The sequence below is a fragment of the Rhodopseudomonas faecalis genome (assembly GCF_003217325.1).
In the GTDB taxonomy this organism is placed as follows: Bacteria; Pseudomonadota; Alphaproteobacteria; order Rhizobiales; family Xanthobacteraceae; genus Rhodopseudomonas; species Rhodopseudomonas faecalis.
In genome coordinates this window covers 59,192-81,721 of record NZ_QJTI01000005.1, presented here as the reverse complement: position 1 = coordinate 81,721, position 22,530 = coordinate 59,192, and the positions used below count along the sequence as shown (strand labels likewise).

Here is a 22,530-nt window from a genome sequence, read left to right as displayed (position 1 = left end):
CTCTCCCCGCTTGCGGGGAGAGGGTTGGGGTGAGGGGGCGCCTCAGCGAGGCAGAGACCTGGTGAAGCGCCCCCTCACCCGCCCCGGCAGCGCTGCGCTTCGCCGGGTCGACCTCTCCCCGCACGCGGGGAGAGGTGAACTGAGTCCGCGGCCAGCATTATCGCCTCGCCGCAACGTCTGATCCTACCCCCGCGCAAACTCGTCGGCGCGGAACTGGCGGGCGATCTGGTCGAGCACGGCGTTGACCATGCCGATCTCGTCGCCATCGACGAAAGCGTGGGCGACGTCGACATATTCCGAGACCACCACCCGCGCCGGCACGTCCTTGCGCCATTGCAGCTCATAGGTCCCTGCACGCATCACCGCGCGCAGAATCGCTTCGATGCGGGCCAGCGGCCAGCCGCGCGACAGCGCCTCGTCGATCAGCGGATCGATCTCTTTCTGCTCCTGAACCACGCCGGCGACGATGTCGCGGAAGAACGCGGCTTCGGCCGGCAGATACTGCTCGCCCTCGACCTCGTTGCCGAGCCAATGGCTTTCGAACTCTGCAAAGGTGTCGTTGAGGCCGGCACCGCCGACATCCATCTGATACAGCGCCTGCACCGCGGCGAGCCGCGCCGCGCCACGCCGGTTGGCCTTGCGATCGCCCTTCGGCGCCGGATGTTTCATGACGGGCTTTCGGAAATCGTTCATCGCCGTCACCCCCGCGCCAGCCGGCGTTTTAGCCGCAGCATCGCCAGCGCGGCACGCGCGGCATCGCCGCCCTTGTCGAGTTCCGAGGCGCGCGCCCGCGCCCATGCCTGTTCTTCGGTGTTGACGGTCAAAATCCCGTTGCCGAGCGGAATCTGCCGGGCGACCGCGAGATCCATCAGCGCGCGCGAGGATTCCATCGACACGATCTCGAAATGAATGGTGTCGCCGCGCACCACGCAGCCAAGCGCAATCACCGCGTCATAGGGACGGCCCGCGGCCTGCGCAGCATCGAGCGCGATCGCAATCGCGGCCGGGATTTCCAGCGCGCCCGGCACCGTGATCACCTCATGGCTGACGCCGGCGGCGTCGAGCTCGGCCCGGGCGCCGGCCAGCAGCGCGTCCTGCAGATCGTCATAGAATCGTGCTTCGACGATCAGCGCGCGCGCGCCAGAAATGTCGGTGTCGTCCTTCAGTCGTGCGCGTCGCGGCTCTGCCATTGAACTTCCATCAGCATCATAACAGCCTCATCCTGCGGCACGGCCAACGCCGCGACTTGCCGGATAAGGCGAGAATTGGTCCCATGGCCCGCGACAGCGCCGGTGCGCCTGAGCGCCATGAATTGAGAGAGATGGCCCGCGTTCTAGGCGGGCCCCCGGATAAAGCCAAGCCCCAAACAGGCCACAAAGCCGTCAGGTCGTCTCGCGGAGCCGTGCGGCATAGCGCGCCATCAGGTCGATTTCGAGATTGACATCGCTGCCGGTTCGCCAGCCGCTCAAAGTGGTCACGGCCAGCGTGTGCGGAATGATCAATACGCTGAACCGGGTATCCTCGACACTGTTCACCGTCAGCGACACGCCGTCCAGCGTTACCGAACCCTTGGTGGCGATAAACCGGGCCAGATCGCGCGGCGCATCGAGCTCAAAGCGCACCATGCCCTCCAGTTCCTCGCGGGCGGTGACCTTGGCGATGCCATCGACATGGCCGGTAACCAGATGGCCGCCCAGTTCGTCGCCAATCTTCAAGGCGCGCTCCAGATTGAGCCGGGTGCCGACCGCCCAATGCTGGGCGCTGGTCTTGGCCAGCGTTTCGGCGCCGGCATCGACCTCATACCAACTGCGGCCACCCTGCTCGCCGGTGCCGACCACGGTGAGGCAGATGCCATTGGCAGCGATCGAGGCACCATCGGCGATGGTGGCGCGGTCATAGCCGCAAGCGATCCGCAGCCGGTGCAGCTGGCCGGGCACGGTCGGGGTCAGCGCGACGATCTCGCCCTGGTCGGTGATGATTCCGGTAAACATCAGTTGCGCTCGTAAATGGTCAGTGTGTCGGGGCCGAGCGTGGTGCTCGTGTGAAGCCGAAATGCCGGCGCGTCGGTGATCGCGGTCAGCGGCAGGTCATGGAGCGCTGGCACGCCGTCATCGCCGATTGGCGCCGGGCCGCGCAGCAGCCAGATTTCATCGACCAGGTCTTGCTTGAGCAGCGATGCGGCGACTTTTGCGCCGCCCTCCACCATCAGCCTTGAAATGCCGCGCGCGGCCAACAGCGGCAGCACCGCGCCAAGATCAAAGCCCGGTGCATCGGGCTCGACATTGAGCCGGAGCAGCTCGGCGCCGGCAGCGGTCAGCTTGGTGGCGGCAGCGGCCTCGGCGGTTTCCGCCGCGATCAGCCACAGCGGCGTCGCGCGCGCCGAATGCACCAGTTTGCTGGCGCCCGGTATGCGCAGCGCCCGATCGAGCACCACCCGCACCGGCGAACGCGGCGCAAGACCCGGTAGCCGGCAAGTCAGTTCCGGATCGTCGGCGAGCACGGTACCGATCCCGACCAGGATGGCATCACACTGCGCGCGCAACAAATGGACGCGCTGCTGCGCGGCGCTGGAGGTGATCGCCACCCGCTGCCGCCCGGCGCCGGCGATCTTGCCATCGCTCGACACCGCGAGTTTCAGGATCACATGAGGACGATCGTCGCGCACTTTGCGGAAATGGCCGGCGTGAGCGCGCGCCGCCTCAGCCGCGCCGATGCCGATATCAACCTTGATGCCGGCCGCGCGCAGCTTGGCATGGCCCTGCCCGGCCACCTCCGGATTGGGGTCCTCGATCGCCGACACCACCCGCGCCACGCCGGCCGCAATCAGCGCGTCCGCGCAGGGCGGCGAGCGGCCGTGATGCGAGCATGGTTCCAGCGTGACATAGAGCGTGGCGCCGCGCGCCTTGGCGCCGGCCTGCGCCAGCGCCTCGACTTCGGCATGGGGCCGACCGCCGGCCTGGGTCCAGCCGCGGCCGACAATGACGCCGTCCTGCACCAGCACAGCGCCGACCGCGGGGTTCGGCCAGGTATTGCCGAGCCCACGACGGCCGAGCGTCAAAGCGAGTTGCATGAATCGTTGGTCGGCCGCCTTGGCGGCTCGACCGCGTTCCGCCAACTGGTCCTCCAGCAGGCGGAAGATCATTTGCGCAGCAGCGCCGCCCGCGCCAGCTCGTCGGCGGACAATTCGCCCAGCACCGCCTCAAAATCCTTGGCCTCGCGGAAATTGCGATAGACCGAGGCAAAGCGGACATAGGCGACGTCGTCGAGCTTGCGCAGATGCTCCATGACGATCTCGCCGATCGCCTCGGAGGAGATTTCCGATTCGCCGCCGCTTTCCAGCTCGCGCACCACGGCCGAAACCATCGCTTCGAGCTGATCGGGCTCCACTGGGCGCTTGCGCAGACTGATCTGCACAGAGCGCACCAGCTTGTCGCGGTCGAATGGCACACGGCGACCATTACGCTTGATCACCGTCAGTTCGCGAAGCTGCACCCGCTCGAAGGTGGTGAAGCGGAAGTTGCAGGTCAGGCAGACCCGCCGCCGCCGAATGACCGTGGAGTCTTCGGTGGGGCGGGAATCCTTGACCTGGGTATCGAGAGAGCCGCAGCTTGGACAGCGCATGCCTTCACCTCGGGCGCGAGCCGCCCTTTACGGATAGACCGGGAAGCGGTCGGTCAGCTCCTTGACACGCTGCTTGATCGCGGATTCCACCGTCGGCGCGGTGCCGTCGGCGGACTGCGCGATGGCATTGAGCACCTCGGCGATCATGCCGCCGACCTGCTGGAATTCGGCGACGCCGAAGCCGCGGGTGGTGGCGGCCGGGGTGCCGAGCCGGATGCCCGAAGTCACGAACGGCTTTTCCGGGTCAAACGGGATACCGTTCTTGTTGCAGGTGATGCCGGCGCGCACCAGCGCCTTCTCCGAGACGTTGCCCTTCAGGCCCTTGGGCCGCAGATCGACCAGCATCAGGTGGTTGTCAGTGCCGCCCGACACGATGTCGAAGCCATGGCCACGCAGCGTTTCCGCAAGCGCCTTGGCGTTTTCGACGACATTCTTCGCGTACACCTTGAACTCCGGCTGCAGCGCTTCAGCAAACGCCACCGCCTTGGCGGCAATCACGTGCATCAGCGGGCCGCCCTGCAGGCCGGGGAAGATCGCCGAATTAAACTTCTTGGCCAGCACTTCGTCATTGGTGAGGATCAGGCCGCCGCGCGGACCGCGCAGCGATTTGTGGGTGGTGGTGGTGACGACATGGGCGTGCGGCACCGGCGAGTCATGGGCGCCGCCGGCGACCAGACCGGCGAAATGCGCCATGTCGACCATGAAATAGGCGCCGACGCTGTCGGCAATCTCGCGGAACCGCTTAAAATCCCAGGCGCGCGAATAGGCCGAGCCGCCGGCGATGATCAGCTTCGGCTTCACCTCTTCCGCCTGCTTGGCGACCGCGTCCATATCGATGATCTGGTCCTCGCGGCGCACGGTGTAATGCGCCGGCTTGAACCACTTGCCCGACATGTTGACGGTGGCGCCGTGGGTGAGATGGCCGCCGGCCGCGAGGTCGAGGCCCATAAAGGTGTCGCCGGGCTGCAGCAGCGCCAAAAACACCGCCTGATTCATCTGGCTGCCGGAGTTCGGCTGCACATTGGCGAAATTGGCGCCGAACAGCTTCTTGGCGCGGTCGATCGCGAGGTTTTCGACGACGTCGACGAATTCGCAGCCGCCATAGTAACGGGCTGCGGGATAACCTTCGGCGTATTTGTTGGTGAGCACCGAGCCCTGCGCCTCAAGCACGGCGCGGCTGACGATGTTTTCCGAAGCGATCAGCTCGATTTCGTGGCGCTGCCGGCCGAGCTCGCCCTTGATGGCGGCGGCGATCTCCGGATCGGCTTGCTCGAGCGAGGTGGAAAAGAACGAGTCGGTCGCGGAGGCGGACGTAGCAGGTGTGCTCATAGGAAAAAACTCTCCACCGCCGCAGCCCTTCCGGAGGGCGCGGGCGGCCAGCTAGTGCGGTCGGAAGCGGAGCGTGCCCTTACCATATCGCGGGCCTCCGGCCAAGCTATTGCGCCCGGCGAACGCGGCTTTGGCCAGATATGGTGGATGCGAGAAGGTTGCAGGTGCGTCACCTGTCAGCAAATCCCTTGGCACCGACTTGTCGCCATGCTCAATTCAATCAGGAGTTGTTATTGGGTGCAATAATGCCCTACAACGTGTTTGTCTCACACGGATGGCACGACCGCTGGATCGCCCGGCAGATGGCGAGCAGCATTGTCGCCGAGACCGGCGCCCAGGTCTTAACATCCAAAGCGGCGATCGGATTGAACAACGTGTCCACGCCGGATTGAGCGGATGCACGGAATTGGTGTCGTTGCTCACTCCATGGTCGGTGGATCGCAACTGGGTGTGGAGCGAGATGGCAGGAGCCTGGGCGCTGCGAAAGCGCTATGTTGGCGTCATCTACGGCTTGTCACTCGAAGAGATCGAGAAGAACCACGGCGGCTTGGCGATGCTGTCGCCCACCAACGTGATTGGCCTGAATGAATTCGATACCTATCTTGTAGAATTGGGCAAACGAGTGAGCGCTGCCGATGCCTGAAGACCACAAGCGAGTGTTCATTTCCTATGCGCGACAAGATCGCGACTTCGCGCGTCAGATCGGCGATCTGATGATACAGCGCGGCGTCGCCGTGGCCGGCAATCTCGACGCCAGTTTCGGCAGCGATTGGCGTGACGGGCTGCGCCGGCAGATCGAAAGCGCCAATGCTTTGGTGTTGTTGATCCCTTCGCAGACCGAGCCGAACCGGAACGCTATCTGGTTTGAAGCCGGAGCGGCCAAGGCGCTTGGCAAGCCCGTGCTGGCGGTTTTGCCCCCTTCCCGCGAAGCTGCGACGACCGAACTGCCGACAGACCTTGCCGGCCTGCTGATGCTCGATGCCAATCGCCGATCGCTGGACAGCGTCGCCGACACCTTGGTTCAAGCCGTTCCAGCGCGCGATCTGTACAATATCGCCGCCCATTGAGCGCTTTGTGAGATCCGCAGCCCTGCGATCTATTACGCTGCGCCGCAAACGCTTCCGTCAAACGACGGCGTTCAGATCGTGCGCTGCTTGGCGCCGCATTCCTTGCAGACGTAATCGACGCGGCTTTCGCCCTTGGGCGCCGACACCTTGGTGACCGCGCCGCATTTGCCGCAGGTCGCCATGATCACGGTGTTGCCGTGCTTGACCACCAGCGCCTTGTTCTCCATCGCCTCGCGCATCAGCCGCTCGGCTTCCGCGCGCATTGCCGCCTTGTCCATCGCCCAAAATCCCTTTGCCGACCTGCGCCGTTATCAACCTTTCCGCGCGCCGCGCCAACTGCCGTTTAACGCGCTCATCCGCACGCTGCCCGGCTTTGATGGCGCGAGGCAGCACGATCCGCAGGCCACGAACGCTTCGCCACACGCGCTCGGCGCCAACTGCATGACGCGAGCCCTCCCCGCCCACGCCACCGTTCGCTTGGCGCACAAATTCCAATGCCGCAACCCAGGCGTTTGAAAACACGCAAAGACGTACGATCACCATTCAATTTACGCGAACTTTTGCATTCCAGTAACTCAGCTTGCTAACGCGATCTCCATACGGCGCCATTACCGATGGATGACAGTATTGGCGCAGTTGGAATTTTTGCATGGCGCATGATGTTCAAGAATGGTCGAGCGGTTCCCGATGGGCGGCGCATCATACGCCGACCCGTTGGATTGCAGCGATCGGCGCCCTGCTCCTGATCATCATCATTTCAGTGACCGCCTGGGCCGTTCTCGCCACGCGTGATCGCGCATTGCACAACGGCGAACGCGAGCTATCCAACACAGCGCTGATTCTGACCCGGCATCTGGACCGCGAGTTCGAGGATCTGCTGTCTGATCAGCGCGACATCAGTACGCTTCTGGGCGCGGGCGCGCTGAACTTTCAACTGGGTGCCAAATCCGTTCATGAAATCCTGCGCTCCAAAGCCAGCGGCATCGGTGAATTCGAGCTGTTCGATGCTGTCGGCATGCAGGTCAATTCATCCCGGGCCTGGGTGGGGGCAACGCTCAGCCAGCAGCAATTTCCTCCCGCTGAACAGCTCAAGCCGATCGCCGGTCGCAAGAGCAGCATCGGTCTGATCCGCGATGCGGTGACGACGAATTGGATTATCGTGCTGTCGCGGCCGATCACCGATCAGGATGGCACGCTGATCGGCACCATCGTGCGCCGCATCCCGGCATCGTTGTATGAAACCTTCTTTTCGTCGGTGGCGCTTGGCGAGCAGGCCGCGCTCGCGCTGTTTCTGGACGACAGCGCCCTTGTGGCGCGCTATCCGGAAGCACACGACTCTATCGGCAAAGTGTTTCGCTTCGGCTCGCTTGAGCAGCTGTTCCGCGATGGCTCGATGACCTTCCAGTCACCGAGCCCGTTCGACGGCTCGTTGCGGCTGGCAGTCTCACGCCCGCTCAAACACGTGCCGTTGCTCCTGGTGGCCTCCAGGAGCATCCCCGCCATTCTGACGGATTGGCGGAAGCAGACCGAACTGCTGCTGTCGATTGCCGCGGCCCTCGCCATCGTGATCTCGCTGGTTCTTTCGATGTTCGCGCGCCGACTGCTCCAGCAGCACAAGGAAACGCAATATCGGCTGAAGATGGACAAAAAGCGGCTTGATGTTGCCGTCAACAACATGTCGCACGGCCTGACGATGTTCGATGCGGCCGGGCGGCTGGAAGTATTCAACCAGCCCTACCTCGACATCTACGGACTATCCTCCGAGGTCGTCAAACCAGGCATAACTTTTGAAGAAATCGTGGCGCATTTTCGAGAGATCGGAGGCGAAGAAGAGCCGCTTCAGCAATACTTCGAATTTGTGGCGAGCCACAAAGATCAGAAGGGAACCGTCGAAGTCTCGTTCAGCGATGGCAAATCCGTGCTGATCACCCGGCAGATCATTTCGGAAGGCGGATTGGTAACAACGCACGAAGACATCACGCACCGTAAAAAGGCTCAGGAACGGATCGCGCATCTGGCGCATTTCGACGAGCTGACAGGATTGCCCAATCGTACCTCGTTCCGCGACCATCTCAACGCCGCCTTCGCTTCACTAAAGGACAGTAATCCACTGGCGCTGCTCTATATCGACGTCGATGAATTCAAGACCGTCAACGACACGCTCGGCCATCCGATCGGCGACCAGTTGCTGAAAGCGATTGCCGACCGCCTGGAGAGCTGCCTGCGCCACGACGACTATATTGCAAGGCTTGGCGGCGACGAGTTCGCCATCGTGCTGCATGACCAGCATTCGGCGCACCAGATCGGCAATTTCGCCAAAATGGTCCATGCGGCGGTACGCGACACCTATGATTGCGACGGGCACGCGATCTCCAGCGATGTCAGTATCGGCATCGCTATTGCCCCGCAGCATGGCAGCGATCCGAACCAGTTGATCAGCCACGCTGACATGGCGCTGTACGCCGCGAAGTCGGATGGGCGCCGCACATTCCGGTTCTTTGAGCCGGAGATGGACATTACGGCGCGCGCCAAACATGAACTGGCGGTCGAACTGCGTCGCGCGGTCGCCGATCGCGCGTTCGACATCCACTTCCAGCCGCTGGTCGATCTGGCCACCGGGCAGATCTCCGGCTGCGAGGCGCTGCTGCGCTGGCATCACCCGACGCGCGGCGCGATCTCCCCAGCGGAATTCATCCCGCTCGCGGAAGAGATCGGCCTGATCGAAGAACTTGGCGAATGGGTGCTGGCCGAGTCCTGCCGCGAAGCCGCGACCTGGCCGAGCCACATGACCGTGGCGGTCAACGTGTCGCCGATCCAGTTCAAGCGTCAGACTTTTGCGCTCAACGTCGCACTCGCGGTTGCGCGCGCCGGCCTTGGCGCGCATCGGCTGGAACTCGAGATCACCGAAGCGCTGCTACTGCGCGACAACGACACCACACTCGCCACCCTCACCGAGCTGCGCAACATCGGCATCAAGATCGCGCTGGACGATTTCGGCACCGGCTATTCGTCACTGAGCTATCTGCACCGCTTCCCGATCGACAAGATCAAGATCGACAAGAGTTTTGTGGCCCGCCTCACGGACGAGCAAAGCTCGTTGACCATCATCCAGGCGATCGTGCAGATCGCCGCTTCGGGCGATCGCATCACCCTCGCCGAAGGCGTGGAGACCAGCGAGCAACGGGACCTGCTGAAGAAGATCGGCTGCACCCAGATGCAGGGCTATCTGTTCAGCCCGGCGCTGCGCACTGAGGACCTCAATCGGTTGATCAGTTCCGGTCAGGTTCCGGACAACGCGCCGCCGCCGTCTGCCGAGCACTCGACCGACGAACTGCGCGCGGCAGCCGCCACCTAGCTACGGCGAGCGGCACGCCTGACATCGCTCCAAGCGCCTGCGGCGGCCCTCTGGGGCGCCGTTTTCGTTCAGCCCGATGATGTGGGGGCAAATACGGATAACGCTCGTAGCGTGCCCCCAGCGCGTCGTGCGGCCATTTGACCGCACCGGTGACTTCACATCCCCGTATAGCCGGCCTTGACCGGGTCAAGCCTTCCGTCCTGCTGGCGCAGATAGACCAGACCGCACACTGTTAAGCGGTCGACGTCAGTCTCGCCGCCGTCATGCAGGGTCTGTAGATAGCGCTGCAATTGGTCGCGCACAGCGTCAGCGGCTGCGCTGCTATTGAGCAACGCATAGGTCTGCAGAATACGATCGAGCGCGGCCTGCATCAGGCGGCCTCAACACGCGCGGAGCGGCGCTGATAACGCATGATGGCGCGATTGGCGAGGCTGACCTGATGATGGTCGCCATGCTCGAACAACTGCACGATCAATTGCAGCAGCGCTTCATTGGTGGCCGGCTGCTCAGCGATCGCCCCCGTGCGCCGCAGATAGTTGGCTGCAATATCGTAAGCCTTGCCGATCACATCGACATTCATCACCCGCACACTGGGCTCTTGCAGCATGGCTTTCCTCCGTCTGTCCCCAATAAGACAAGTTGCGATGCGGCAGATGGTTCCGGGCGACGGTCGGTTTAATGCCCCCGAACGACAACGGCCTCCCAGAGGGAGGCCGGATCGTAACTGCTGTATAGCCTGTGCTTGGTCGCAACGACGGCTGGCTGCTTCTGCGGCTGGGCTGGCGGCTGATGCCGCCGCCCTCCTCGCCGCCGTCGAGGGGAAGACCTCGCTCAGAGCCGATACAGAATCTGGTCGGTCCAGAACCGTTCCAGGCGATGCAGCGACTTGTTGAGGGTCGCGAATTCTTCGTTGGAGATGCCGCCGACCTGCTCCACCGTGCGCACGTGCTTCTGATACAGCGCGTCGACGATATGACGGATCTCCTGGCCCTGCGGCGTCAGCCGAATGCGCACCGAGCGGCGATCGACGCGCGAGCGCTGATGATCGAGGAAGCCGAGTTCGACCAGCTTCTTGAGATTGTAGGACACGTTCGAGCCAAGGTAGTAACCGCGCGTGCGCAGCTCACCGGCGGTCAGTTCCTTGTCGCCGATGTTGTACAGCAACAACGCCTGCACAGAGTTGATATCAGAGCGGCCGCGCCGGTCGAACTCATCCTTGATCACATCGAGCAGACGGCGATGCAGTCGTTCCACCAAGGTCAGAGCTTCGAGATAGAGAGGCTGCACCGGCGAGCTAGCGGGCGCAGCCGACGCGGTATCAACCGCGGTGGCAACGGCTTTCATCATGACATTCCCCTGTTGTCGTTTTTCAGCTTATTCGACGAAACTTGTGTCTCGCCTGATAGCTGCAACTTAGCTTGGGCGTTTGAACATCCGCCTAAAAAAGACAATAAAGAGATCATGAATTTGAGAGAGTGAATCGCATATTAAGCCGATGAAACGGCCACTTCTTGAAACTTCTCCTTCACGGATCGACGCCTTTGTTCACGCTTCGTCTGAGGCGTTGTCGCATTCGAGGACAGCATCATTCAAATTGGAAGGACTTGCGTAACGAAGGTCACCGGCGCGTTAGGGTGAGTAAATCCTTGCGCCGGCAACACAGCGATTGAAATTTACGCGACGCCGCGGTCGCGGCCTTCCCAATATGGTGCACGCAGCATCTTGCGATCGATCTTGCCGAGTCCGGTCACAGGAATGGTGCCAACAAAATCGATCGACTTCGGCGCCCACGGCGCACCGCGCTTATCTTTGACATGCGCTTGCAGTGTCGCGGCATCGCACACGACGGCATCCTTCAACACCACGAACGCTTTCACAGCTTCGCCCCATTTCGGATCGGGCACGCCGATCACCGCGGCCGACGCCACAGCAGGGTGCGCCATCAACGCATCCTCGACCTCGCGCGGATAGATGTTGAAGCCGCCGGAGATGATCATGTCCTTGGTGCGATCGACGATATAGAAGTAGCCTTCTTCATCCTTGATCGCGACATCGCCGGTATGCAGCCAGCCGCCGCGCAGCGCTTCTGCGGTGGCCTCTGGCCGCTTCCAATAGCCATCCATCACCAGCGTGCCGCGCACGCAGATTTCGCCGGGCTCGCCGACCGCGACCTCACGCATCTCGCGATCGAACAGTTTTACGTCGAGCAGCGGGCTCGGCCGGCCACACGAGCCGAGCCGGCCGGGCTTTGACAGATCATGATCGCTCTTGCGCATCGTGGTGATGCATTGCGGCGCTTCGGTCTGGCCATACAGTTGCACGAACACCGGGCCAAAGATTTCGATCGCCTCGCGCAAGCGATCAGGCGACATCGGTGCGGCGCCATAGACGATCATGTCGAGCGATGACAGATCGAATTTGGCGCGGATCTGCGGTGCATCGACCAGCGCATAAATCAGCGTCGGCACCAGGAACACCGCGGTGATCTTTTCCTCTTCGATCACCCGGCAATAGGACTCGGTTTCGAAACCCGGCACCAAGCGCACGAAGCCGCCGCGCAGCATCACCGGATAGACGGTGACGCCGGCGGCGTGGCTGATCGGCGTTGCCGCGAGATAGCGGATCTCGGCCGGCCAATCCCAATCGGCATAGAGCAGCACCGTCATGGTGGTCAGTGCGCGATGCGGAATCATCACGCCTTTGGACCGCCCGGTGGTGCCGCCGGTGTAGGCGAGCCAGGCGATATCAGAGGTGGCGCTGTCGTCGATCAGCGGCGCCGCGGCAACGTTTGGCAACTCGGCGAGCAGATCGCGCGCGCCTTCCACAGGACCGAACGACAACAGATGTTTGAGCGCTGGCACGCGGCGGCGGATCGTAGCGCCGCGCGCGGCAAACTTGCCGCTCTCGACGATCAGCGCCTCGATCTCGGCGTCCTCAACGATAAAGGCGTGATCGTCCTCGGCGGCCAGCGGATGCAGCGGCGTGTAGCGCAGCCCCATCACCATCGCCGCTGCGATCGCGGCCCAGGACTCGGCGCGGTTGCCGGACAGGATCGACAGCGCGGCGCCGCGCCGCAGGCCGACCGAGCGGAACAGCGTGATGAAGCGGCCGATAGCGTCGCCGAGTTCGCGATAGCTCCAGCGGATCGTGCCGTCGGCGATTGCCGGACGGTCGCCATAGCGGGCGATCGCGCTGATGATCAGGCTGCCCCCGGTTCCGCCGGAGTGAAGCTCGTGCATGGTTGTCCTCCCTTGTTGTTGCCGCGCGGTTGTTTTTCTGTGCGCGGATTGAGAACGGCTCTATGGCGGCCGTTCGCGTGCCGCCATCCAGGCCAGCGTCAGATAGGCCGCCAGCAGCAGCGCCTCGATCGCCACCGCCAAAAGGCTGCCGCCATAGATCGCCGGGAACATCAGCTCGATCACCGCCATCGACACCACGGCGGTGAGCCACACCACCGCGCCCCACGGCGTCGCCAGCCACAGCCCGACCGCGGCCACAAGGTCAATCACCGCGAAGTAGACGGTCGCGGTCTGCCAGGCCATCGGCTGATATTCGAAAGCGTCGTCTTCACCGCCGACAAAGCCGGTGACCTGGGCCCAGTGGTACAGGCCCTTGCTGACCGCCAGCAGCGCCATCACCCGCAGGAACAGCACCAGGCGGCGCGTCCACAGATTGTCCTCTCCTGCGGGACGCTCGGATGAGATCGCCGCCACAGAAATGGCGTCGCGTGCACTGGGCTCGCGCGGGGTCAGCTCTGACATTCGGCTCGCTGCTCAGGTCCAAAGGCCGGTTCGGGCGGGTTCGGACCGGAGTCTTGCCGCCTTGATGCGGCAAAATCAATTGCAGTTGCGGCAAATCAACAGCACGCTGACTGGAGGATGCCAAAATAATGGATTAGAAACTCACGAAATCTTTCCCAGGAGTGGTGGAAAAATGGCGATCAAGTTCGGCCGTCCTATTGAAATGCGTGATACCCCGCGGCCAGAAGTCCCGCTCTCCAGCCCCTCGCTCGATCTCACCGTCCGCCCTCGCCGCAACCGCAAGTCCGAATGGGCTCGGCGGCTGATCCGCGAAAACGTTCTGACCACCAATGATCTGATCTGGCCGGTGTTTGTGATCGACGGCGAGAACCAGCGCGCGCCGGTGGCGTCGATGCCGGGCGTCGAGCGCCTCAGCGTCGATCAGGTGGTTCGCGCTGCGGAGCGCGCGGTGAAGCTGGAAATCCCCTGCATCGCGCTGTTCCCGTTCACTGACCCGTCGCTGCGCGACGAGAACGGCACCGAAGCGACCAATTCCGACAATCTGGTGTGCCGCTCGGTGCGCGCGCTCAAGAAGGAATTCCCCGAGCTTGGCGTGTTGTGCGACGTTGCGCTCGATCCGTTCACCAGCCACGGCCATGACGGCCTTTTGAGCGAGGGCAAGATCCTCAACGACGAGACCGTCGAGGTGCTGGTCAAGCAATCGCTGGTGCAGGCGGAAGCTGGCTGCGACATCATCGCGCCGTCGGACATGATGGACGGTCGGATCGGCGCGATCCGCGACGGCCTGGACGCTGCCGGCTTCGTCGACGTGCAGATCATGGCCTATGCCGCCAAATACGCCTCGGCGTTCTATGGCCCGTTCCGCGACGCGATCGGCTCGGCCAAGGCGCTGACCGGCGACAAACGCACCTATCAGATGGACCCGGCCAATTCCGACGAAGCGCTGCGCGAGGTCGAACTCGATCTGGCCGAAGGCGCCGACATGGTGATGGTCAAGCCGGGCATGCCCTATCTCGACATCCTGCGCCGCGTGAAGGACACTTTTGCGGTGCCGACCTTCGCCTATCAGGTGTCGGGTGAATACGCGATGATCGCCGCCGCGGCCGCCAATGGCTGGATCGACGGCGAGCGGGCGATGCTGGAAAGCCTGCTGGCGTTCAAGCGCGCCGGCGCCGACGGCGTGCTGACCTATTTCGCCCCGCAGGTCGCCGAAAAGCTCAAGAAGGGTTGAGCCGCGTCCGGCTCCACCAACGCGCCGCAGCCCACGGGCTGCGGCCGCCGCAAGGCTCTCTGCGCGGACGCATCTGAGGGGTGCTCCGCCGCGACAGGCGCTGTCCGGGACGCAGCCTCAAGACAACGCGGCGCCCGCCAGCCTGATGGCCGTTTGATCGCAAAAGATCAGCCAAGGCTAGCTTCAAGTCATTATCAATGTAAGATAATTGTTCCCACGACCCGTCTTGCAACCACGCAGCCGCGTGGCCATGTCGATCGACAATCATTGCCGAGGGAGATTGGGTGATGTCGGACAGCGATTATCGCAGGAATGCCGACTGGGCTGCGGGCGATCAGCGCGGACCGGCGTTTGATCCCTGGTTGCAGCCGGAATTGTTTCGCGGCGTGCTTGGCCGCCGTGTCGCCGCGTTCCTGATCGACCTGATGCTGCTGGCGATTCCGGTGGTGCTGGCGGTGACCTTCATCAGCGTGTTCGGCCTGGTGACGCTCGGGCTCGGCTGGTCGCTGTTCTGGCTGGTGTCGCCGGCCACGGTGATCTGGGCGCTGGTCTATTACGGCGCCACGCTCGGCGGTCCCTACTCGGCCACGCTCGGCATGCGGGCGATGGATCTGGAGATGCGCACCTGGTACGGCGAGCCCAGTTACTTCGTGATGGGGGCGGTGCACGCGATCCTGTTCTGGCTGTCGATCACCATGCTGTCGCCGCTGGTGCTGCTGGTCGGCCCGTTCAATGCGCGGCGCCGGTTGCTGCACGATATCGTGCTCGGAACCGTGGTGCTCAACAGTTCCGCGCTCGATAGTCCCGCGCATCCAGCGCGCTATTGAGCGCGCCCTCGAACGTTTCTGGCTGGCAGACATTGACCTGCGCGCGAGCGCGCGCGAAGCTGGTGCAATTCGGAGGACAGCCGCAAGCCCGTGACCCAGCATTCACGTGACACCCCGCAGTTCTATCTGACGGCGCCCTCGCCATGTCCATATCTGCCGGACCGGCAGGAGCGGAAGGTGTTCACCCATCTGGTCGGGCCGAAGGCGGGTGAGCTCAACGATTTGCTCACCCATGGCGGCTTCCGCCGCAGCCAGTCGATCGCCTACCGGCCGGCCTGCGATCAGTGCCGGGCCTGCGTCTCGGTGCGGGTGATCGCCAACGAATTCCGACCCTCGCGCGCCCAGCGCAAGGTGCTGGCGCGCAATTCCGACATCGTCGGCGAATTGCGCAGCCCGGTGCCGACCTCCGAACAATATTCGATCTTTCGTGGCTATCTCGACCAGCGCCATCATGATGGCGGCATGGCCGACATGACCGTGCTCGACTACGCGATGATGGTCGAGGACAGCCACGTCAAAACCCGCATCATCGAATATCGTCGGCGCCGGCTGCGCCCCGGCAGCAATGGCCGCGGCGAAGAGCTGCTGGCGGTGGCGCTGACCGACGTGCTCCATGACGGGCTGTCGATGGTGTATTCGTTCTTCGAGCCCGCCGAGCAACGCCGCTCGCTCGGCACCTTCATGATCCTCGATCACATCGCCCGCGCGCGCCGGCTCGGCCTGCCTTACGTCTATCTCGGCTATTGGATCGAAGGCTCGCAGAAGATGGACTACAAGGGCCGCTATCTGCCGCAGCAGCGGCTGTCGCCGTCCGGCTGGGACCGGGTCAGCACCGAGGGCGACGACTGGAACGAGCCGCAGGATTAGCTGCCGAGCACGAAATCCAGCACCAGCTTGGCGTTGAGCACGATGATGATCGCGGCGATCAGCAGCGCGATCGCGGTCAGCCAGCGCGGCGCGACGAACTCGCCCATTTTGGCGCGGCTGGCGGTGAACATCACCAGCGGCACCACCGCGAACGGCAATTGCAGGCTGAGCACCACCTGGCTCAGGATCAACAGCTGGCCGGTACCCTTTTCGCCGTACCAGATCGTCACCACCACCGCGGGCACGATCGCGATCATCCGTGTCACCATGCGCCGCATCCAGGGTGCGATCTTGAAGCGGATAAAGCCCTCCATCACGATCTGACCGGCCAAAGTGGCGGTGATGGTGGAGTTGAGCCCGCAGCACAGCAGCGCGACGCCAAACAGCGTCGGCGCCAGCGTCGAGCCCAGCAGCGGCGCCAAAAAGGCGTGCGCCTGATCGAGCTCGGCGACGTCGGTCTGGCCGGCGTGGTGGAAGGTGGCGGCAGCCAGGATCAGGATCGAGGCATTGATGGTGAGCGCGAAGCACAGCGCCAGCGTCGAGTCGATGGTCGCCAGTTTGATCGCTTCGCGCTTCTCGGCGACGCTGCTGCCATAGCCGCGGGTCTGCACCAGCCCGGAATGCAGATAGAGGTTATGCGGCATCACGGTGGCGCCGATGATGCCGAGCGCCAGGTACAGCATGCCCGGCTCGGTGAGAATCTGCGTGGTCGGTGCAAAGCCGCGGATCACTGCGCCCCAATCGGGATCGGCCATCGCGATCTGAATCGCAAAGCAGGCCGCGATCACGCCGAGCAGCGCCACCACAAAGGCTTCGATCCAGCGGAAGCCGAACGCCTGCAGCGCCAGCACCAGAAAGACGTCGAGCGCGGTGATGATCACGCCGAGTTCGAGCGGAATCCCGAACAGCAGATTGAGGCCGATCGCGGTGCCGATCACCTCGGCGAGATCGGTGGCGGTAATGGCGATTTCCGCCGACAACCACAGCGGCCACGACACCCAGCGCGGATAGGCGTCGCGGCAGGCCTGTGCCAGATCGCGGCCGGCGCCAACCCCAAGCCGCGCGCACAGCGATTGCAGCACGATCGCCATCAGATTGGAGAGCAGCGCCACCGTCAGCAGCGCATAGCCGAATTTCGAGCCGCCAGCGAGCGAGGTCGCCCAATTGCCGGGGTCCATATAGCCGACCGCGACCAGATAGCCGGGGCCGAGAAAGGCGACCAGCTTGCGCAGCAGCGAACCAGAGGATTTGGTTCGGATCGAGCCGAACACGCCGGACAGCGACGGCTCGCCGCGCGGATTACGCCAGCCATTGGGCTTGGGCTGGTCACTGACAACGGGGGCCTGATCAACGGGCAATGGCGAAATTCTCGAATCCATGGCCCGAGCATGACCGCTTTTTGCTCTTTATGCAACTGATTTGCATAAGCAACACGCCCTGACTGGGAATAGTGGAGCTGATTTTGGGCCACCTGCCCCGGAATCGCTCGCGCTTTTCTATCGTGACACGGTGCAGTGCAATCGTCACGCGCCGCCCGCCTGTGGTGCTGCCGAGTGCGGCTCTTTCCACCGGACGCGGGTCACGGCGCCGACCGAGCGCCACAAACTTCAGCAGATGGCGGGCTTTTCTTGGCGTCCGAGTTACGGCACAACAACGCCATGACAGAGCAGCCGAGCCGCCCCGGCCTGATCCGCTGGCTGATGACCCCGCCGCAAGCCTATCTGGCGTATTTTGTCGCCGTGGTGCTGATCGGCGGCGTGTCGTTCTATGTCGGCTCGCTCAAGCCGAACCGGCATCCCGGGCTGGTGCCGGCGACCACCAGCAGCGCGCCCGTGGCCAAGTAGCAGCGTCGCCTGATCCGGCGCGGCTTCAATCCAGCCGCAGGTTGGGCACGATCGGCAGATAGGTCAGCAGCAGGAACAGCGGGATCAGCACCGCACTCGCCCACAGCGCATAGCCGAAGAAGCCCGGCATTTTGATGCCGCGCTCAGTTGCGATCGCATAGACCATGAAGTTCGGCGCATTGCCGATATAGGTCAGCGCGCCCATATAGACCGCGCCCATCGAGATCGCGCCGAGCGTGCCCGCCAGTGGGCCGGTGAGTTCGGCGGCATGGCCGCCGGCCAGCTCGAAGAACACCAGATAGGTCGGCGCATTGTCGAGCACCGCCGACAACAGTCCGGTCATCCAGAAATACGGCACTTCGCGCGGCGTGCCATCCGGCGCGGTCACCACTTCAAGCAGCGGCGCGAACAGGCCGTGCTTGCCGGCGCCGAGCATCGCCAGCACCGGAATGATCGCGATGAAAATGCCGGCAAACAGTTTGGCGACCTCGCGGATCGGCTCCCAGGCGAAATCATTGGCGGAGCGATGCTCGTCGGCGGTCAGCCACAGCGACAATAGCGCGATCAGCACCAACGCGACGTCGCGCACCAGATTCTGCAGCGCGACCTTGGTGCCATAGACATCGAACACGATTCCCGGCTGCCATTCCGCCGACAGCAGGATCATGGCGATGATCGCCGCGATCAGCACGAAATTGATGCCGCCGCGAAATCCGAGCGGCTCCGGCCGTGTGCTGGAACGCGGCTCATGGCGCGCAAACCACAGGTCGACCAGGAAGAACAGCACCAGCAGCAGGCCGGCCACGATCAGGGTCTGCGGCCAAAGCTGCTGCAGCGGCCAGAAGAAATCGACGCCGCGCAGGAAGCCGACAAATAGCGGCGGATCGCCAAGCGGCGACAGCGCACCGCCGACATTGGCGACCAGGATGATGAAGAACACGATGACGTGGACATTGTGCTGCCGGCCGATATTGGCGCGGATCAGCGGCCGGATCAGCACCATCGCGGCGCCAGTGGTGCCGATCAAGCTGGCAAACACGGTGCCGAGCGCCAGCAGCATGGTGTTGAGCAGCGGCGTGCCGCGCATGGTGCCGGTGACGAGAATGCCGCCGGACACCGTGAACAGCGCAAATAGCAGCACGATGAAGCTGAGATACTCGCCGAGCAGCGCGTGAATGGCCGCCGCCAGCGCGGTCTGCCAGCCATAGACCAGGGTGATCGGCAATAAGGTCAGCAGCGCCCAGCCAGCGGCGATCTTGCCGTAATGCGTGTGCCAGATTTTCGGAAACAGCAGCGGCCCGAGCGCGATCGATAGCAGAATGCCAGCAAAGGGCATGCCCCAGACCCAGCCGAGCGCGGCGCCATCCAGCTCCGCCGCCTGCGCGACTCCCGGTAATAGCGCAACGATCACGATCATGATCAGCAGGCGGTAGCAGCGCAGCCAGCGTCCGGTCATCGGTTCCTTTCAGCAGAGTTGAACAGCGAAACCCCACCTGCACGGCAGCGCGCAGGCGGGGTGCATCATCCGAGGCTGTGGCCGAATTTGTTGGATTTGGGAAATCCCTTCGGCGGCAGCCGGCCGGCATCGGCGCGATTGCCGCGCCATTCGGCCAGCTCCTTGATGCTGACGTTGAACTCGCGGCCGGCGGAGTCGCGCCAAGTCAGCCCTTCCTTGGCGTTGAAGGTGATGATGTCCGACAGGCCACCATCCTTGTATTTCTGCAGCCGCACGCCGCGGCCGCGCGCCATTTCCGGCACCTGGTCGAGCGGAAACAGCAGCATTTTGCGGTTGTCGCCGATCACTGCCACGGTGTCGGCACCCTCGCCGACCAGCGTCAGCGCCCGCGCCTCGTTCGGCATCTCGACATTGAGCACCTGCTTGCCCTTGCGGGTGTTGCCGACGCAATCATCCTCGTTGACCACAAAACCCTGGCCGTCATGGCTGGCCACCAGGAATTTGCGGCCACCGCTATGCACGAACAGCGAGACGATCGCCGCGTCCTGATCGAGATCGATGAACATCCGGATCGGCTCGCCATGGCCGCGCCCGCCGGGCAGCTTGGCGACGTCAAGCGAGTAGAACCGGCCGTTGGTGGCGAACAGCAGCAGTTTTGAGGTGGTTTCGGCGAAGAACGCAAAGCCGAGCTTATCGTCCTGCTTGAACGACAATCCGGACAGATCGGCGACCTGCCCTTTCAGCGTGCGCACCCAGCCCTTGTCGGACACCACCACGGTGACCGGCTCGCGCTCGACGAACGCTTCTTCGATCGCGGCAAGATCATGCTCAGGCGCGTCCGCAAAACTGGTGCGGCGCTTGCCGAGCGGCGTCTTCGGCCCGAACAGCTCGCGCACCTTGCGCACCTGCTCGCCGACCTTGGCCCATTGCAGCTGCTCCGAGCCGAGCACCGCGTTGATGTCCTTCAGCTCCGCCCGCAAATTCTTGTCCTCGGTGCGGATCTCCATCTCTTCCAGCTTGCGCAAACTGCGCAGCCGCATGTTGAGAATCGCTTCGGCCTGAATCTCGGTGAGATTGAAGGCCTTCATCAGCACCGGCTTCGGCTCGTCCTCGGTGCGGATGATCTTGATGACCTTGTCGAGGTTCAGATAGGCGATCAGATAGCCGCCGAGCACTTCCAGGCGGTGCTCGATCTGCGCCTTGCGATACTGGCTGCGGCGCAGCAGCACGTCGCGCAGATGGTCGAGCCATTCGCGCAAGGCTTCGGCGAGCCCGAGCACCTTGGGAATCCGGCCCCCCACCAGCACATTGAGGTTGAGCGGAATCCGGCTCTCGAGCTCGGTCAGCCGGAACAGCGATTCCATCATCAGCGCCGGATCGACCGAGCGCGATTTCGGCTCGATCACCAGCCGGATGTCTTCGGCGGATTCATCGCGGACATCGCCGACCAGCGGCAGCTTCTTGTCGTTGAGCAGGTCGGCGATCTTTTCGATCAGCCGCGACTTCTGCACCAGCCACGGGATCTCGGTGATCACCACGCTAAAAGTGCCGCGCGCGCCGTCTTCCTGATGCCACTTGGCGCGGGTGCGGAACGCGCCGCGCCCGGTGGTGTAGGCCTCGGCGATGCTTTCACGCGAGTCGATGATCACGCCGCCGGTCGGGAAATCGGGCCCCTTGACCCATTTCAGCAGCGCCTTCGATTTGGCGTCGGGCTTTTCGATCAGATGCAGCGCGGCGTCGCACAATTCGGCGGCGTTGTGCGGCGGGATTGCGGTCGCCATGCCAACCGCGATGCCCTGCGCGCCATTGGCGAGCAGGTTGGGAAAGCCGCCCGGCAGCACCACCGGCTCTTTCGACTGGCCGTCGTAATTGGCGCGGAACGCGACGCCGTCCTCGTCGATGCCATCGAGCAACAGCCGCGCGACATCGGTCATGCGCGCTTCGGTGTAGCGATAGGCCGCGGCGTTATCGCCGTCGATATTGCCAAAATTGCCCTGGCCATCGACCAGCGGGTAGCGCGCGGCGAAATCCTGGGCGAGCCGCACCAAGGCGTCATAGATCGACTGGTCGCCGTGCGGATGGAACGAACCCATCACGTCGCCGACGATTTTGGCCGATTTCTTGAACGCGGCGCCCGGCTCAAGCCGCAGCAGCCGCATGCCGTATAGAATGCGGCGATGAACGGGCTTGAGGCCATCGCGCGCATCCGGCAGCGCGCGGTGCATGATGGTCGACAGCGCATAAGCGAGATAGCGCTCTTCCAGCGCCTCGCGCAGCTGGACCTCGTGGATTTCGGCCGGCTCCGGCGGAATCAATCGTTTTCCCATGGGGTCGGGTTATCCTCTGACGGCGGCGCGGACAAGCTGCGAGCGGCACCTAGGCGCACCTAGGCCGGTTCCACGGACCCGGAGCGCAGTGAACTACGCCCGGTGACCGCATTGATAAACCCCTCGCGGGCATCGGAATGGCCCTGCCCGCGCGGTTCCAGCACATCGCGCAGCAGGAACCGGCCGGTCAAAGCAAAGCCGTCACGCAGGTCCTCGGCGGTATAGGGGGCATCCAGCTCCTCGTCGCGCAAAAACGGCGGCAATCGCAGCAGCCGGTCGCGCCACGGCTCGCCAGCGGACCTCGATACCGCCCCGCCCGATTTCGGCGACACGTAAATCAGCTCGGAGGTGGCGCCGGTCGCCACACAGGCCGACAGTTCCAATCCGAAGCCGAGTTCCGCCAGCATCGCCAGTTCCAGCCGCACCAGATGGGCGCCAGCGCTGAGCGCGTCGTCAAAATCGTCCAAAATGGCGCCGACCGTGGCGAACATCATGGGATGCGGATCGCGCTCCGGCAAAAGCCGCACCAGCGACGCCAGGTGGGTGATGCCATAGGCGGCATGCGGCACCGCCAGCAGAGTCGCGGCGCGCAGCCGGACGCCCTCCAGCGCATACATGCCGAGATGGTCCTCAAGCCGCGCCCGCCACACCGCCTGCACGCTGTTGCCGGGCTGCAGGATCGGCCGCAGCCGTGACGAAGCGCCGCCGCGCACCAGGCCGAGATGGCGGCCATGCTCGCGCGTCAGCAGCTCGACAATGGCGCTGCTCTCGCCATGCCGCCGCACTCCGAGCACGATGCCGTCGTCGGTCCATTCCATCGGTCAAAACGATCCGAAACGGGCGTG

Annotated in this window: 25 protein-coding genes; 9 read left to right on the top strand and 16 right to left on the bottom strand. The window is 63.8% G+C overall.

Features of this window, described 5'->3' with window-relative positions; all coding sequences use genetic code 11:
* Window positions 1–183: 183 nt before the first annotated feature.
* The 6 genes from nusB to glyA all read right to left on the bottom strand — a co-directional run bounded on the left by nusB (window position 184) and on the right by glyA (window position 4,950).
* Window positions 184–693, bottom strand: coding sequence for a transcription antitermination factor NusB (nusB, locus tag BJ122_RS06085; protein WP_181418883.1), 510 nt, complete (start codon window positions 691–693; stop codon window positions 184–186).
* A gap of 5 nt (window positions 694–698) precedes the next feature.
* On the bottom strand, window positions 699–1,190 hold the full coding sequence (ribH, locus tag BJ122_RS06080) for a 6,7-dimethyl-8-ribityllumazine synthase (RefSeq protein WP_110780229.1): 492 nt from the start codon (window positions 1,188–1,190) through the stop codon (window positions 699–701).
* A 192-nt stretch (window positions 1,191–1,382) separates the two neighbouring features.
* Window positions 1,383–1,991, bottom strand: coding sequence for a riboflavin synthase (locus BJ122_RS06075; protein WP_110780228.1), 609 nt, complete (start codon window positions 1,989–1,991; stop codon window positions 1,383–1,385).
* Window positions 1,991–3,142, bottom strand: coding sequence for a bifunctional diaminohydroxyphosphoribosylaminopyrimidine deaminase/5-amino-6-(5-phosphoribosylamino)uracil reductase RibD (gene ribD / locus BJ122_RS06070; RefSeq protein ID WP_110780227.1), 1,152 nt, complete (start codon window positions 3,140–3,142; stop codon window positions 1,991–1,993). The genes BJ122_RS06075 and ribD overlap by 1 nt, the downstream gene beginning before the upstream one ends.
* Window positions 3,139–3,621: a transcriptional regulator NrdR gene (gene nrdR, locus BJ122_RS06065; RefSeq protein ID WP_110780226.1), complete on the bottom strand. Its 483-nt coding sequence runs from the start codon at window positions 3,619–3,621 to the stop codon at window positions 3,139–3,141. The genes ribD and nrdR overlap by 4 nt, the downstream gene beginning before the upstream one ends.
* A gap of 27 nt (window positions 3,622–3,648) precedes the next feature.
* Window positions 3,649–4,950, bottom strand: coding sequence for a serine hydroxymethyltransferase (gene glyA / locus BJ122_RS06060; RefSeq protein ID WP_110780225.1), 1,302 nt, complete (start codon window positions 4,948–4,950; stop codon window positions 3,649–3,651).
* 245 nt (window positions 4,951–5,195) lie between these two features.
* Here glyA and BJ122_RS19415 point away from each other — a divergent pair, with 245 nt between their 5' ends.
* Genes BJ122_RS19415 through BJ122_RS06050 form a run of 3 tightly spaced genes read left to right on the top strand, consistent with a single transcriptional unit; the run spans window position 5,196 to window position 6,017 of the window.
* On the top strand, window positions 5,196–5,342 hold the full coding sequence (locus BJ122_RS19415) for a hypothetical protein (RefSeq protein ID WP_210205434.1): 147 nt from the start codon (window positions 5,196–5,198) through the stop codon (window positions 5,340–5,342).
* Between the two features lie 17 nt (window positions 5,343–5,359).
* A complete protein-coding gene (locus tag BJ122_RS19410; RefSeq protein WP_210205433.1) occupies window positions 5,360–5,593 on the top strand; it encodes a hypothetical protein in 234 nt (77 codons plus the stop codon).
* On the top strand, window positions 5,586–6,017 hold the full coding sequence (locus BJ122_RS06050) for a toll/interleukin-1 receptor domain-containing protein (RefSeq protein WP_110780224.1): 432 nt from the start codon (window positions 5,586–5,588) through the stop codon (window positions 6,015–6,017). The genes BJ122_RS19410 and BJ122_RS06050 overlap by 8 nt, the downstream gene beginning before the upstream one ends.
* Before the next feature lie 71 nt (window positions 6,018–6,088).
* Here the strand turns inward: BJ122_RS06050 and BJ122_RS06045 are convergent, their stop codons facing one another.
* A complete protein-coding gene (locus BJ122_RS06045; protein WP_027277242.1) occupies window positions 6,089–6,295 on the bottom strand; it encodes a hypothetical protein in 207 nt (68 codons plus the stop codon).
* Here BJ122_RS06045 and BJ122_RS18960 point away from each other — a divergent pair.
* Together BJ122_RS18960 and BJ122_RS06040 are read left to right on the top strand one after the other, a co-directional pair.
* Entirely contained in the window at window positions 6,288–6,533 is a 246-nt protein-coding gene (locus BJ122_RS18960; RefSeq protein ID WP_146227157.1) for a hypothetical protein, read from the top strand. The two genes, BJ122_RS06045 and BJ122_RS18960, sit on opposite strands and share 8 nt — an antisense overlap.
* A 283-nt stretch (window positions 6,534–6,816) precedes the next feature.
* Window positions 6,817–9,372, top strand: a complete 2,556-nt coding sequence (locus BJ122_RS06040; protein WP_245407631.1) for a bifunctional diguanylate cyclase/phosphodiesterase — start codon at window positions 6,817–6,819, stop codon at window positions 9,370–9,372.
* 155 nt (window positions 9,373–9,527) lie between these two features.
* Here the strand turns inward: BJ122_RS06040 and BJ122_RS06035 are convergent, their stop codons facing one another.
* The 5 genes from BJ122_RS06035 to BJ122_RS06015 form a co-directional block, all read right to left on the bottom strand.
* Window positions 9,528–9,743: a hypothetical protein gene (locus tag BJ122_RS06035; protein WP_110780222.1), complete on the bottom strand. Its 216-nt coding sequence runs from the start codon at window positions 9,741–9,743 to the stop codon at window positions 9,528–9,530.
* On the bottom strand, window positions 9,743–9,979 hold the full coding sequence (locus BJ122_RS06030; protein WP_110780221.1) for a hypothetical protein: 237 nt from the start codon (window positions 9,977–9,979) through the stop codon (window positions 9,743–9,745). Before BJ122_RS06030 ends, BJ122_RS06035 begins: the two co-directional genes overlap by 1 nt.
* Window positions 9,980–10,203: 224 nt before the next feature.
* On the bottom strand, window positions 10,204–10,719 hold the full coding sequence (gene ldtR / locus BJ122_RS06025; protein WP_110780220.1) for a transcriptional regulator LdtR: 516 nt from the start codon (window positions 10,717–10,719) through the stop codon (window positions 10,204–10,206).
* Between the two features lie 326 nt (window positions 10,720–11,045).
* Window positions 11,046–12,611, bottom strand: a complete 1,566-nt coding sequence (locus BJ122_RS06020) for an AMP-binding protein (protein WP_110780219.1) — start codon at window positions 12,609–12,611, stop codon at window positions 11,046–11,048.
* Window positions 12,612–12,671: 60 nt separating this feature from the next.
* On the bottom strand, window positions 12,672–13,133 hold the full coding sequence (locus BJ122_RS06015) for a DUF6163 family protein (RefSeq protein WP_110780218.1): 462 nt from the start codon (window positions 13,131–13,133) through the stop codon (window positions 12,672–12,674).
* 172 nt (window positions 13,134–13,305) lie between these two features.
* Between BJ122_RS06015 and hemB the strand changes: the two genes are divergently transcribed.
* From hemB to BJ122_RS06000, 3 genes are all read left to right on the top strand, one after another.
* Entirely contained in the window at window positions 13,306–14,364 is a 1,059-nt protein-coding gene (gene hemB / locus BJ122_RS06010; RefSeq protein WP_110780217.1) for a porphobilinogen synthase, read from the top strand.
* Window positions 14,365–14,651: 287 nt separating this feature from the next.
* The gene (locus BJ122_RS06005) at window positions 14,652–15,191 is read left to right on the top strand and encodes an RDD family protein (RefSeq protein WP_110780216.1); all 540 of its coding nucleotides are present in this window, start codon (window positions 14,652–14,654) and stop codon (window positions 15,189–15,191) included.
* A gap of 90 nt (window positions 15,192–15,281) precedes the next feature.
* The gene (locus BJ122_RS06000; protein WP_110780215.1) at window positions 15,282–16,058 is read left to right on the top strand and encodes an arginyltransferase; all 777 of its coding nucleotides are present in this window, start codon (window positions 15,282–15,284) and stop codon (window positions 16,056–16,058) included.
* On the opposite strand, the gene BJ122_RS05995 is transcribed toward BJ122_RS06000, so the two are convergent.
* The gene (locus BJ122_RS05995) at window positions 16,055–17,437 is read right to left on the bottom strand and encodes an Nramp family divalent metal transporter (protein ID WP_110780214.1); all 1,383 of its coding nucleotides are present in this window, start codon (window positions 17,435–17,437) and stop codon (window positions 16,055–16,057) included. The two genes, BJ122_RS06000 and BJ122_RS05995, sit on opposite strands and share 4 nt — an antisense overlap.
* Window positions 17,438–17,716: 279 nt before the next feature.
* On the opposite strand from BJ122_RS05995, the gene BJ122_RS05990 reads away from it, so the two are divergent.
* Window positions 17,717–17,902, top strand: coding sequence for a hypothetical protein (locus BJ122_RS05990; protein WP_110780213.1), 186 nt, complete (start codon window positions 17,717–17,719; stop codon window positions 17,900–17,902).
* 25 nt (window positions 17,903–17,927) lie between these two features.
* Here BJ122_RS05990 and BJ122_RS05985 read toward each other — a convergent pair whose 3' ends face one another.
* From BJ122_RS05985 to recO, 3 genes are all read right to left on the bottom strand, one after another.
* Complete coding sequence (locus BJ122_RS05985; protein WP_110780212.1) at window positions 17,928–19,358, bottom strand: sodium:proton antiporter; 1,431 nt, start codon at window positions 19,356–19,358, stop codon at window positions 17,928–17,930.
* Between the two features lie 65 nt (window positions 19,359–19,423).
* The gene (parC, locus tag BJ122_RS05980; protein WP_110780211.1) at window positions 19,424–21,685 is read right to left on the bottom strand and encodes a DNA topoisomerase IV subunit A; all 2,262 of its coding nucleotides are present in this window, start codon (window positions 21,683–21,685) and stop codon (window positions 19,424–19,426) included.
* 59 nt (window positions 21,686–21,744) lie between these two features.
* Window positions 21,745–22,503 carry a DNA repair protein RecO gene (gene recO / locus BJ122_RS05975; protein ID WP_110780210.1) on the bottom strand — a complete coding sequence of 253 codons (759 nt, stop codon included), beginning with the start codon at window positions 22,501–22,503 and terminating at the stop codon, window positions 21,745–21,747.
* Between the last annotated feature and the right edge of the window lie 27 nt (window positions 22,504–22,530).